General features: G+C 66.7%; 13 protein-coding genes. 11 read left to right on the top strand and 2 right to left on the bottom strand.

The annotated features are described in order from the left end of the window. Positions 1–239: 239 nt before the first annotated feature. Positions 240–1,442: a YbfB/YjiJ family MFS transporter gene (locus ACLB1G_RS27480; protein ID WP_491630460.1), complete on the bottom strand. Its 1,203-nt coding sequence runs from the start codon at positions 1,440–1,442 to the stop codon at positions 240–242. An 85-nt stretch (positions 1,443–1,527) separates the two neighbouring features. On the opposite strand from ACLB1G_RS27480, the gene ACLB1G_RS27475 reads away from it, so the two are divergent. The 11 genes from ACLB1G_RS27475 (at position 1,528) to ACLB1G_RS27425 (ending at position 11,915) form a co-directional block, all read left to right on the top strand. Continuing rightward, a complete protein-coding gene (locus ACLB1G_RS27475) occupies positions 1,528–2,136 on the top strand; it encodes a TetR/AcrR family transcriptional regulator (RefSeq protein ID WP_491630459.1) in 609 nt (202 codons plus the stop codon). 29 nt (positions 2,137–2,165) lie between these two features. Beyond that, complete coding sequence (locus ACLB1G_RS27470) at positions 2,166–3,680, top strand: B12-binding domain-containing radical SAM protein (protein ID WP_491630458.1); 1,515 nt, start codon at positions 2,166–2,168, stop codon at positions 3,678–3,680. An 86-nt stretch (positions 3,681–3,766) separates the two neighbouring features. Next, a complete protein-coding gene (locus ACLB1G_RS27465) occupies positions 3,767–4,897 on the top strand; it encodes an MlaE family ABC transporter permease (RefSeq protein ID WP_491630457.1) in 1,131 nt (376 codons plus the stop codon). Further along, entirely contained in the window at positions 4,897–5,787 is an 891-nt protein-coding gene (locus tag ACLB1G_RS27460; protein WP_491630456.1) for an ABC transporter ATP-binding protein, read from the top strand. Before ACLB1G_RS27465 ends, ACLB1G_RS27460 begins: the two co-directional genes overlap by 1 nt. After that, positions 5,787–6,725, top strand: coding sequence for an MlaD family protein (locus tag ACLB1G_RS27455; protein WP_491630455.1), 939 nt, complete (start codon positions 5,787–5,789; stop codon positions 6,723–6,725). Before ACLB1G_RS27460 ends, ACLB1G_RS27455 begins: the two co-directional genes overlap by 1 nt. A 10-nt stretch (positions 6,726–6,735) precedes the next feature. Then, positions 6,736–7,368 carry an ABC-type transport auxiliary lipoprotein family protein gene (locus ACLB1G_RS27450; RefSeq protein ID WP_491630454.1) on the top strand — a complete coding sequence of 211 codons (633 nt, stop codon included), beginning with the start codon at positions 6,736–6,738 and terminating at the stop codon, positions 7,366–7,368. Beyond that, on the top strand, positions 7,365–8,765 hold the full coding sequence (locus ACLB1G_RS27445) for a VanZ family protein (RefSeq protein ID WP_491630453.1): 1,401 nt from the start codon (positions 7,365–7,367) through the stop codon (positions 8,763–8,765). The genes ACLB1G_RS27450 and ACLB1G_RS27445 overlap by 4 nt, the downstream gene beginning before the upstream one ends. A gap of 31 nt (positions 8,766–8,796) precedes the next feature. Beyond that, positions 8,797–9,114, top strand: coding sequence for a (2Fe-2S) ferredoxin domain-containing protein (locus ACLB1G_RS27440; RefSeq protein WP_491630452.1), 318 nt, complete (start codon positions 8,797–8,799; stop codon positions 9,112–9,114). Positions 9,115–9,137: 23 nt separating this feature from the next. Then, positions 9,138–9,794 (top strand): alpha/beta hydrolase, encoded by a 657-nt coding sequence (locus ACLB1G_RS27435; RefSeq protein WP_491630451.1) that lies wholly within the window; start codon positions 9,138–9,140, stop codon positions 9,792–9,794. 47 nt (positions 9,795–9,841) lie between these two features. Next, complete coding sequence (locus ACLB1G_RS27430) at positions 9,842–10,987, top strand: D-alanyl-D-alanine carboxypeptidase family protein (RefSeq protein ID WP_491630450.1); 1,146 nt, start codon at positions 9,842–9,844, stop codon at positions 10,985–10,987. 4 nt (positions 10,988–10,991) lie between these two features. After that, a complete protein-coding gene (locus ACLB1G_RS27425) occupies positions 10,992–11,915 on the top strand; it encodes an aldo/keto reductase (RefSeq protein WP_491630449.1) in 924 nt (307 codons plus the stop codon). A gap of 99 nt (positions 11,916–12,014) precedes the next feature. Here ACLB1G_RS27425 and ACLB1G_RS27420 read toward each other — a convergent pair. Then, positions 12,015–12,604: CDP-alcohol phosphatidyltransferase family protein (locus ACLB1G_RS27420; protein ID WP_491630448.1), on the bottom strand; the 590-nt coding region annotated here is incomplete at its 5' end.

The following is a 12,604-nucleotide window of genomic DNA, read 5'->3' as shown; positions in this document are numbered from 1 at the left end:
ACTTCAATACTTTTTGTGAACATTTGATTTTTTAAGTTTCGCGCCATCCGTAGACTGCGCGTGCACTTCATCAAACGCCCACACTTATCGACTGTAAATTGTTAAAGAACTTCTTGGTCCTGCATCGCTGACGAAGCGTTGTGTTCGTTCAGCAGAGAAGCGAGATTATGTCGTGTTTCGTATAACTCGTCAACCCCTCATTTTTCTCGCTAACGTGTTGCTGTTTGCGAGGGACGTAACTATAGCAAAGCCACAGCCGGTCTGGCAAGGACTTTCCGTAAGCCGTCCGCCGCCAGCGCCACCGCCAGGGCGCCGGCGGCTATCGCCATCAGCAGATGGTAATCGCCGCCACTGTGGGCAAATATATAAGAATAGCCATATCCGGCCAGCGCCTGGAACAGCGCGAACATGGTGGTCGCCTTGCTCCACGCCAGATTCTGGGCGTGCGCATCCTCATGCAGTATCTGCTGCACGCGGTTCAGCGTGACCGGCACTATCCCGGGCGGAAAGGAGCCGATAATCAGGGTGGCCGCCAGCAGCGCCACGTGATTCGCCGAGTACATCATCACGATAATGACGGCAATCTGCAGGAACAGGGTCGCGCGGTTGGCCGGCGCCGCGCCTATGCGGTCCGACATGGCGCCATACACCATCGGTCCCATGGTCGCGCCCACGCCGTACACGATCCAGAACAGCGCCGCCGTATGGCTGCCCCAGCCCAGGCCGCGCGCCACATAATCGACCAGGAACATCATCATGGGCACCAGCCCGACCGCCATCAAGGCGTACTGCATATACAGCAGGTTCATATCCAGGCGCACCGCGGCCCTGGCGCCGGCGGCCTGTCCGCCCACCGGCGGGTGGGTGTGCATGGCGTGCGGCCAGCACGGCCAGCTGGCGATGCTGAGCACCAGCGCCAGCACGCCCACGCCCAGCCAGGTGGCGCGCACGCCCACGTCCAGCAGCAGCGGCACGATGGTGCCGGAAGCCGCGATTCCCAAGCCCACGCCCAGGAAGATGGCGCCGCTGGCCATGCCGCGCCGCTCGGCCGGCACGTGCGGCAGGATGGTGGATGCGGCCAGCACCATGATGATGCCGCCGGAGACGCCGGACAGCAGCCGCCAGCCAAAGAACCAGCCGGTCGAGAGCGGGAAGGCGCAGGCAAAGAAAGCCGCCGACGCCAGCAGCATCATGAACTGCAGGGTGCGGCGCGCACCGAAGTGGCGCGCCAGCGGCCGCCCGCCCAGGGCGCCCACCAGATATCCCACCAGGTTGGCCGCGCCCAGGAAGATCACGTCGCTGGCGGCAAACCAGTGCGCTTCTATCATGGGCGGTATCAGCGGGGTGTAGGCGAAGCGCGCCAGTCCGATGCCGACCAGGCTGGCGCACAGCCCGGCAAAGATGGCGCGCGCGGTGGCGCCTGGTGTTTCGGTGGTGTCCATTGCTATCCCTTCAAAGAGGTCCGAACCATGTTTGACAGCATAGTCAAACTTGACACCAATGTCAAACATGCAGATAATCGTCTCCATGGCAGGCATAAAACAATTCAACGAAGACCAGGCGCTGGAGCACGCCATGCACGTGTTCTGGCAGCGCGGCTATGCCGCGACCTCGATGCAGGACCTGGCCAATGCCACGGGCGTGCTGCGCGGCTCCCTCTATCACGCCTATGGCGACAAGCGCGCCATCTTCCTGCTGGCGTACGCGCGCTACCACAGGCTATACATAGAAAAAGTGCATGAACTGCTGCAGGCGCCAGACGCCGCCCAGGCCCTGCGCGCCTACTTCGCCTATGTGATCGCCTCCATGCGCGAGCCGGTCATGCAACTGGATGACACGCCCTCTTCCGCCACGCGCGGCTGCCTGACGACCAAGATCGCCACCGACGAAACCGCCATGGACGAGGACGTGCGCGCCGCCCTGCGCGGCATGTTGGCCGGCCTGGCCGGGGAGCTGGAAGCGCGCCTGGCGCAGCCCGACGCCGCACCGCGCTTGCGCCTGCCACCCGCGCAGAGTGCGCGCCTGCTGCTGACCTTCACACGCGGGAACGTGGTCATGGAGCGCATCTACCACGGGCCCGAGGAACTGATGGCCACCGCCGAGGACTTCATCCAGCTGCTGTTCAAGGACGCGTAAAATAGCGCTTTTCCCGCTAGTTTGCCGTCATGACCATCCTGCTTACCACCCTCAACGCCCGCTACACCCACGCCTCGCTGGGCCTGCGCTACCTGCTGGCGAACATGGGCGAGCTGCAGGCGCAGACCCGCTTGCAGGAGTTCGTGATCGGCGCCAAGACCACCGAAATCGTCGAGCGCATCCTGGCGCACCAGCCACGCATCGTCGGTTTCGGCATCTATATCTGGAACGTGGAGGAAAGCACCCGGGTGGTGGCCATGCTCAAGCGCGTGGCGCCGCACGTCACCGTGGTGCTGGGCGGCCCCGAGGTCTCGCACGAGCCGGGCGAGCAGGAGATCGTCAAGCTGGCCGACTACCTGATCACCGGCTGGGGCGACGTCACCTTCCCCAAGCTGTGCGGCGAAATCCTCAACGGCCCCAAGCCGCTGATGAAAATCCACGCCGGCGTGCAGCCGCCGCTGGCCGAGCTCAAGCTGCCCTACTCCCTGTACACGGACGACGACATCAAGAACCGCACCCTGTACGTGGAAGCCTCGCGCGGCTGCCCGTTCAAGTGCGAATTCTGCCTGTCCGCCCTGGACAAGACTGCCTGGCCGTACCCACTGGACGACTTCCTGGCCGAGATGGAAGCGCTGTACGCGCGCGGCGCCCGCCTGTTCAAGTTCGTCGACCGCACCTTCAACCTGAACGTCAAGACCAGCCTGAAGATCATGCAGTTCTTCCTCGATAAGCTGGAGGCCAATCCGGACGATCCGGTGTACGCCCACTTCGAGCTGGTGCCGGACCACCTGCCGGATGCACTGAAAGAGGGCATCAGCAAGTTCCCGCCCGGCGCGCTGCAGTTCGAGATCGGCATCCAGAGCTTCAATCCGGAAGTGCAAACCCTGGTCAGCCGCCGCCAGGACAACCAGAAGGCCGCCGACAACATCCGCTGGCTGACCACCGCCTCGCACGCCCACATGCACGTGGACCTGATCGCCGGCCTGCCCGGAGAGACCGTGGAAAGCTTCGCGGCCGGCTTCAACAAGCTGTGGGCCCTGCAACCGCACGAGATCCAGTTCGGCATCCTCAAGCGGCTGCGTGGCACGCCCATCATCCGCCACACCCAGGACTACGGCATGGTGTACGACGCCTACCCGCCCTACACCATCCTGGCCAACAAGGATATCGGCTTCGCCACCATGCAGCGCCTGGTGCGCTTCGCGCGCTACTGGGACCTGGTGGCCAATTCCGGCCGCTTCGGCAATACGCTGCCGGTGCTGCTGGGCGAGGACGCCTTCGGCAATTTCATGGCCTTTTCCGACTGGCTATATGCCAACACGGACGCCACCCACCGCATCGCGCTGGACCGGCTGGCGGCCATGGTGTCGCGCTGGCTGCAGGCGCGCGGCATGGACAAGCAGGCCGCCGACCAGCTGCTGGCCAGCGACTACGCCGGCAAGAACGAGTCCGGCTCCAGAATCAAGCCGGCCGGCACGCCAGCGCCAGCCGCACGCGCCGAGACGGCCGCCCCCTCGCGCCAGGCGCGCCACCTGGCGGCCTGACGCGGTATGTGAGCAGCTTCACCTCCGGCCGTCACCCTGGACGAACGGCGGTGGCGGTCACGCCCATTCTCCCTTACACTGACGGGATGCCTACCGTCCAAGAGCCTACCCTCACTCTCAGTTCCGGCACCGCGCCGGGACCGGCCGTCACCGCCGGCGGCACCTGGCAGGTACACGCGCTAGCCCAGGGCAAGGCCATGAAGACCATCACGGCCCAGCTCAAGCCCCTCAAGAAGCGGCGCGACCTGCACTGGGACCTGTCCGCCATCGCCGGCATGGACCACATCGGCGCCCAGGTATTCTGGAATGCCTGGGGCAGGCAGCGTCCCGAGTCGCTGCAGCTGGCCCCGGGGCAGGAGGAATTCTTCAAGCGCTTCGAAGCCACCGGCAAGCTGGAGCTGCAGCGCCCGCGCGCCCAGCGCCTGACCCTGGTGATGAAGCTGGGCTTCGCCATGCTGACCTTCTTCGAGCACGTACTCGGGCTGGTCAGCCTGGTCGGGCTGGTGATACAGGACCTGTGGCGTTTCCTGCGCGCGCCGCTGCGCGGGCCGTGGCGGGAAATCTCGGCCAATATTTTCCATGCCGGCTTCCAGGCGCTGGGCATCACGGCGCTGGTGGGCTTCCTGATCGGCGTGGTGCTGTCCTACCTGTCGGCCCAGCAGCTGCGCAACTTCGGCGGCGACGTCTACCTGGTCAACCTGCTGGGCATGAGCGTGATCCGCGAACTGGGGCCGCTGCTGGCAGCCATCCTGGTGGCCGGCCGCTCGGGCTCCTCGATCACGGCGCAGCTGGGCGTGATGCGGGTCACCGAGGAGCTGGACGCCATGCTGGTGATGGGCATCTCGCACGGCTTCCGCCTGATCATGCCCAAGGTGCTGGCCCTGGCCATTTCCATGCCGCTGCTGGTGATCTGGACCGACACCATGGCCCTGATCGGCGGCATGATGGCAGCCAATGTGCAGCTCAACCTGTCGCCGCAATACTTCATCCTCAAGCTGCCGGACGCGGTGCCGCTGGCGAACTACATCATCGGCCTGGGCAAGGGCTGCGTGTTCGGCATCCTGATCGCGCTGGTGTCCTGCCACTTCGGCCTACGCATCAAGCCGAACACGGAAAGCCTGGGACGCGGCACCACCACCTCGGTGGTGTCGGCCATCACGGTGGTGATACTGGCGGACGCCGTCTTCGCCATCATCTTCAACGGCGTGGGGTACTGATGGACGACCAGGACGTCAACGGCAGCGCATGCGGCACGGGTGGCAACGGTAGCGGCCAGCTGACCCTGGACGGCAGCGTGCCGGTGGTCGAGATCACCGGGCTGTGGACCAAGTTCGGCCGCACCGTGGTGCACCAGGACCTCAACCTGTCCATACAGCGCGGCGAGATCATGTCCATCGTGGGCGGCTCCGGCACCGGCAAGACCGTCCTGCTGCGCCAGATGCTGGGCCTGGAGCGGCCCTCGCGCGGCTGCGTGCGCATCTTCGGCGAGGACATCAGCGAAGTGAAGTCGGGCCAGCTGCAGCAGCTGCGCAACCACTGGGGCATGCTGTTCCAGCAGGGCGCCCTGTATTCGGCGCTGACCGTGTTCGACAACATCGCACAGCCCATGCGCGAGCTGCGCAAGCTGCCCGAGGCTTTGATCAGGGACGCGGTGCTGCTGAAGATGAACATGGTGGGCCTGGGGCCCGAGCATGCGATGAAGATGCCGTCCGACCTGTCCGGCGGCATGATCAAGCGCGTGGCCCTGGCGCGCGCCCTGGCGCTGGAACCCAAGCTGCTGTTCCTGGACGAGCCCACGGCCGGCCTGGACCCCGACCTGTCGGAAAGCTTCGTGGCGCTGATACAGTCGCTGCACCGCGAGCTGGGCCTGACGGTGGTAATGGTCACGCACGACCTGGACACCTTGTTTGCGCTGTCGACCCGCATCGCGGTGCTGGCCGAAAAGCACGTGATCGCGGTCGGGCCCACGCGCGACCTGCTGAAGATAGACCATCCCTTCATCAAGGAATTCTTCCTGGGCGACCGGGGCCGCCGCGCGCTGGAGGCGCTGGACCAGGCCCCCGCCCCATCGACACCCAACCACGCCGAACCCGTACCGGAGCACTGATGGAAAACCGATCCTATGCCCTCACCACAGGCTTTTTCACGATTACCCTGCTGATCGCGGCGGTGCTGTTCGGCCTGTGGTTCAACCGCGACCGCACCGAGCGCGTGCCCTACCTGATCGCCACCAACCAGGCCATACCGGGCCTGAACCTGCAGGCGCCGGTGCGCTACCGCGGGCTGGAAGTGGGCAAGGTGGGCAGCATCACCTTCAACCCGGTCATCACCGGCCAGATCCTGATCACCCTGAACATCAACAAGGACGCGCCCATCACCCGCAGCACCTACGCCACCCTGGGCTACCAGGGCGTGACCGGGATCGCCTACATCCAGCTGGACGACGAGCAGCCTGGCTCGCCGCGCCTGGTGAGCACGGAATACCAGGCGGCCCAGATCCCGCTGCGGCCCGGCTTCCTGGATGAACTGGACAAGCGCGGCAAGCGCATCCTGGCCCAGGCCGAGGAAGCCACGCGGCGCGTGAACGACCTGCTCAACGACGACAACCGCCAGGCCCTGTCGGCCGCCGTGACCGACATCGCCGCCACCGCCCAGGCCTGGCGCGCGCTGCCGGACCAATTGAGCCCCACCATAGCCAAGCTGCCGGCCCTGGCCGACAAGGCCGGGACCACGCTGGACTCGCTATCGGCAGCGGCCGGCGACGTCAAGCGCCTGACCGGCAGCCTGCAGGCGCCGGGCGGCCCGCTGGAGCGCGTGACGGCCACCGTGGACCGGGTCGGCAGCTCGGTCGAGGGCGTGGTCAGCAACGTGGAAATGGAAACCCTGCCGCACGTCAATTCGCTCAGCGACGAGACGCGCTCCTCGATGCGCGCCCTGCGCCACACCATGAACAAGATTAACGACCGTCCGCAAAGCCTGATCTTCGGCGCTCCCGGCATCCAGCCCGGCCCCGGCGAAGAAGGCTTCGTGGCCCCGACCAAATAAGGATAGCGCGATGACGTCACTCCGCCGCACCACCGCCCTCGTCTCCACCGCCAGCGCGCTGGCCCTGCTGCTGGGCGGCTGCGCCAGCGGCGGCAAGGGCCCGTCCACCGTCCATTACGATTTCGGCCCGCTGCAGCCCTCCGGCGCCAGCGTGGTGAGCGCGCCGGCGCCGGCGCTGCCGGCCATCGTGGTGACCGACATCAGCGGCCCGGCCTCGCTGGACAGCGAAAGGATGCACTACCGCCTGCTGTACGCCGACGCCCGCCAGGCCCGCCCCTACGCCTACAACGAGTGGAGCGCCACCCCGCTGCAGCTGCTGACCCAGCGCATCAAGGCGCGCATCGCGCAATCCGGCATCAAGGTGCTGTCCTCCAGCGACACGGCCGCCAGCGGCAACCTGCTGCGCATGGAGGTGGACGACTTCGCCCAGAACTTCGACAGCGCCACCAGCAGCAGCGGCCAGATCGTGCTGCGCGCCTCGGTGTTCAACAACCGCAAGCTGGTGGACCAGAAAACCTTCACCCGCAGCAGCCCGGCCCCCAGCGCCGACGCGGCCGGCGGCGCACGCGCGCTGGCCGACGCCACCGACCTGATCGCGGCCGACCTGCTGGCCTGGCTGGGCAGCCTGCCGCTGCAGCGATGACCGACAGCGCCACGCCCGAATCCACGCCGCAGCCGGCGCGGGCGCCGGTTCCCGTCCCGGACGCGGCGCCCGGTGCGCCAGCTGCGGCGGCAAACGTCCCATCGGCGCCGATAGCGAACGCCGCGGCTGCCGCCGGGGCCGCCCCAACTCCTGGCCTGGGCGCTGCGCCGGCCGCGCCAGCCGCCACGGCGAATGTCCCTTCCGCACCCACCGCCAGCGCAGGCGGCGCGCCACCAGCCGCCGCTGCCAAGCCCGCGCTTCGGCCGCGCGCCTCGCCGGTGGCGCGCGCGTCCCTGCTGGCCTATCTGCTGCTGATCGTGTACGCCAGCTGGTTCCCGTTCTCGGGCTGGCACAACCAGGGCCTGTCGCCGTTCATCTTCCTGGAGCACGCACAGATGCCGCGCTACTGGACCAAGTTCGACGCCATCATCAACGTGGTTGGCTACGTGCCGTTCGGGACCCTGATCGTGTATTCGCTCTACCCGCGCTGGCAGCGCCTGGCCGCCTTCGCCGCCGCCACCGTGGCCGGCCTGCTGGTGTCCGGCACCATGGAGGCGGTGCAGACCTTTTTGCCCAGCCGGGTCTCGTCCAACCTGGACTTCTACACCAACGCCGCGGGCTGCGCCATGGGCGCCGTGATCGGCGTGGCCACCGCCCGCAAGCTGCTCGAGCACAACCACCTGAACCACCTGCGCGAGCTGTGGTTCGCGCCGCATGCCAGCCAGGGCCTGGTGCTGCTGGCGCTGTGGCCGCTGGCGCAGATCTATCCGCAAAGCTTTTTGTTCGGCCTGGGCCAGATCCTGCCCATCCTGTCCGACTGGCTGGGCCAGCTGCTGGACACGGAAATCGACCTGGGCGCCATGATACGGCCCGATACCGTGCTGACCGTGGAACAATACTGGCTGTCCGAAACCATCTTGACGGCTTGCGGCATGGTGGGCGCCGGCCTCACGCTGCTGTGCCTGCTGCGCCGCCCGGCCCCGCGCGGCCTGCTGCTGTGCGCCCTGATCGGCGCCGCCATCGTGGTCAAGGGCTTGGCCACGGCCCTGCTGTTCTCGCCCGACAATGCCTTCGTCTGGGTCACGCCGGGCGCCGAGGGCGGCTTTTTGATCGGCGTCATCATGCTGGCGGGCCTCTGCTTCGCGCCGCACGCGGCCCAGCGCCGGCTGGGCGCGCTGACCCTGATGCTGGCCCTGGCCATCATCAACACCACCCCGGCCAACCCGTATTTCGTGGCCACCCTGCAGAGCTGGGTACAAGGAAAATTCCTGAATTTCAATGGCGCGGCCCAGTTCCTGGCCCTGCTGTGGCCCTTCTTCGCGGTCTGGTTCCTGTGGCTGCCCTCGCATCAATTGAACCGGGCGGCCAGCGACAGCGAGCGCCCAAGGCGAGTATGATGGCGGCTACGCCAGACTACCCGAGACTGCCATGAGCGATACCCCTTATTTCAAGCACCACGTGTTCTTCTGCATGAACAAGCGTGATGACGGCCGCGACAGCTGCGGCGCGCACGGCGCGGAAATCGCGCAAAAGCATGCCAAGAAGCGCTGCAAGGAACTCAACCTGAATGGCCACGGCAAGGTCCGCATCAACCAGGCCGGCTGCCTGGACCGCTGCGAGGAAGGCCCGGTGCTGGTGGTCTACCCGGAAGGCACGTGGTACACCTACGTGGACACCCACGATATCGATGAAATCGTCGACAGCCACCTGGTGCAGGGCAAGGTCGTGGACCGCCTGAAAATCTGATCCGCATCCGAGACTCTACCGACATGAACAAGAATTCCGAAAAATTCACCCTGGCCGGCGGCGCCGGCCAGATCGAGGCCGTCCTCGACCATCCGGAAGGCGCGCCGCGCGGCGTGGCCCTGGTGGCGCACCCGCATCCGCTATACGGCGGCACCATGGACAACAAGGTGGCCGTGACCCTGGCCCGCACCTTCGTCGGCCTCGGCTACGTAACGGCGCGCATGAACTTCCGCGGCGTCGGCGCCTCCGAAGGCGTGCACGACCACGGCCATGGCGAGACCGACGACATGGGCCTGCTGCACGCCCACATGGTGCAGCAATTCCCCGGCCTGCCGGTGGCCCTGTCCGGCTTTTCGTTCGGCACCTACGTGCAGTCCCAGCTGCAGCAGCGCCTGATCGCGGCCGGCACCCCGGCCGAGCGCCTGGTGCTGGTGGGCGCCGCCGCCGGCAAATGGGAAATGGCCGACATCCAGCCCAATACCATCCTGATCCACGGCGAAAACGACGAGACCATTCCGCTCAAGGATGTGCTGGACTGGGCCCGTCCGCAGGACGTGCCGGTGCTGGTGATCCCCGGCGCCGACCACTTCTTCCACCGCAAGCTGGGCCACATCAAGAGCTGGGTGAGCCAGCTGTGGCGCGGTGCGGCGGCCGAACCGGACGGCACAGACGCCGACTGACGCCCTATAATTAACCGCATTTTTATTCACCACCCCGAACACGTCTCATGAAAAAATTCATAGCGGCACTGGCTACCAGTGTGTTGTTGATGTCCGCCGCCGTCGCGCAAACCCTGCCTCCTCCGACCGTTGCTGCAAAATCCTGGCTGCTGCTGGATGCCACCAGCGGCCAGATCATCGCCTCCCAGGACCCGAACGCCCGCATCGAGCCGGCCTCGCTGACCAAGGTCATGACGGCCTACGTCACCTTCCAGGCCCTGCGCGACAAGAAGATCGACCTCAAGCAGATGGTCAATGTCTCGACCAAGGCCTGGAAGGTCGATTCCAGCAGCTCCAAGATGTTCATCGACCCGGCCACCCCGGTCTCCATCAACGACCTGCTGTACGGCTTGATGGTCCAGTCCGGCAATGACGCGGCCGTGGCCCTGGCCGAAGCCGTGGCCGGCGACGAATCCGCCTTCGTGGTGCTGATGAACCGCGAGGCCCAGCGCATGGGCCTGACCCAGACCCATTTCGCCAACCCGCACGGCCTGCCCAGCCCGGAAAACTATTCGACCGCCCAGGACCTGTCGGTGCTGGCCAGGCACGTGATCCAGGACTTCCCCGAGTTCTACAAGATCGACTCGGTCAAGAGCTTCACCTACAACAAGATCACCCAGCAGAACCGCAACCGCCTGCTGTGGCTGGACCCGACCGTGGACGGCATGAAGACCGGCCACACCGAAGCGGCCGGCTATTGCATGATCGCCTCGGCCCACCGTCCCAACGGCACCCTGGACCGCCGCCTGATTTCCGTGGTGCTGGGCACCTCCTCGGACTCGGCCCGCACCCAGGAAAGCCAGAAGCTGTTGAACTGGGGCTTCCAGAACTTCGACACGGTGCGCCTGTACTCCAAGGGCCAGGCCATCGCGACGCCGGAAATCTGGAAGGGTTCGTCCGGCACCGTGAAGATAGGCTTCCCCAACGACGTGCTGGTGACCGTGCCCAAGGGCGTGGCCGGCAAGATGAAGCCCGTGCTCAAGCGTAACGACCCGCTGGTCGCGCCGCTGGCCCAGAACAGCCGCGTCGGCACCCTGCAGATGGTGGTGGACGGCAAGCCGCTGCTGGAACTGCCGGTGGTGGCGCTGGAGACGGTGGACCAGGCTTCCATCTTCGGCCGCGCATGGGACTCCGTGCGTTTGTGGCTCAAGTAAGGCCATGAGCCTACCTACCGCCACGCCGCCCTGCCCCGCGCTCGCCACCAGCGCCGGGGGCCCCGTCCTGTCGCGCATCGTAGCCGGCATGTGGCGCCTGAACGAGTGGAACATGGCGCCGCAGCAGCGCCTGGCTTTCATCGAGCAGTGCCTGGAGCTGGGCGTGACCAGCTTCGACCATGCGGACATCTACGGCGGCTACGGCGTGGAGGCAGCCTTCGGCGAGGCGCTGGCCCTGCGGCCGGGGCTGCGCCAGCGCATGCAGCTGGTCAGCAAGTGCGGCATCAAGCTGGTGTCGCCGGCCCGGCCCGGGCACGCCATCCAGCATTACGACACCTCGGCCAGCCACATCATCGCCTCGGCCGAGAATTCGCTGCGCCAGCTGGGCACCGACCACCTGGACCTGCTGCTGATACACCGTCCCGATCCGCTGATGAACTTCGACGAGATCGCGGCCGCCTTCCAGGCCCTGCGCGCCAGTGGCAAGGTGCTGCATTTCGGCGTGTCCAACTTCAGCCGCCACCAGTTCGAGAGCCTGAACCGCCGCATCGCGCTGGCCACCAACCAGGTGGAATTCTCGCCGCTGTACACGGCGCCCATGTTCGACCAGACCTTCGACGGCCTGCAGGACCTGGGCGTGGCGCCCATGATCTGGTCGCCGCTGGGCGGCGGCCGCCTGTTCAGCAGCAACGACGAGGCCGCCGTGCACGTGCGCGCCGTGGTCCAGCGCATCGCCGGCGAGCTGCAGCAGCCATTCGGCAGCGTGGTGTTCGCCTGGATCATGCAGCTGCCCTGCCGTCCGGCGCCGCTGACCGGCAGTGGCCGCATCGAGGCCGTGCGCGAGGCGGTGCAGGCCGCCAGCATCAGCCTGAGCCGCAGCCAGTGGTTCGAGATCCTGCGCGCCGCCCGCGGCCACGAGGTGGCCTGAGGTCCGTTCAGTCACGCGCAGGGCGCCGGCGCGGCTCCTTGCCGTGCGGGCGCATAGTCCAGGGCGCCGGGCACGGCCCGGCGCGGCCAGGCCGGGACGCTAGTCCTCGTCCCTGTACACGATGGGCGGCGCGATGCCGCGCCAGCCGGCGCGCCAGGCCAGGTTGAGGGCCAGGGTGGCGGCAATGTAGACCGCGAAGAACAGCACGAAGAACACCTCGCGCAGCCAGGCCAGCAGACCGGCCATCACCAGCAGCACCGCCAGGGCGGCCCAGCTTTTCTTTTGCTTGGAGCTGGGGAAGCGCACGGTGGACACCATCAGGCTGCCCACCACGAACAACAGTGCTACCACCAGCCCGGCGTGTACGGTGCTGGACGGCGGATCGGGCCAGGCCACCACCACCGAAGCGACGCAGGCCGCGCCGGCCGTGATCGGCATGCCGACGAAGTAGCGCGGGTCGGTGCGGCCCACGTTGACATTGAAGCGCGCCAGGCGCAGCGCCCCGCAGGCCACGAAGAAGAAGCTGGCAATGCCGCCCAGGCGCAGCAGGGTGGCGTGCTCCGCCCCCAGCAGCACAAAACCATAACAGTACAGCAGCATGGCGGGGGCGCAGCCGAAATTCATCACGTCGGCAATCGAGTCCAGCTGCATGCCGAATTCCGAGCTGGTGTTGGGGGGGGGGGGGAACA

This window comes from Duganella kummerowiae, assembly GCF_053572355.1.
Note: the sequence above shows the minus strand (reverse complement) of the source record. Positions and strands in the feature narration are given on the sequence as shown.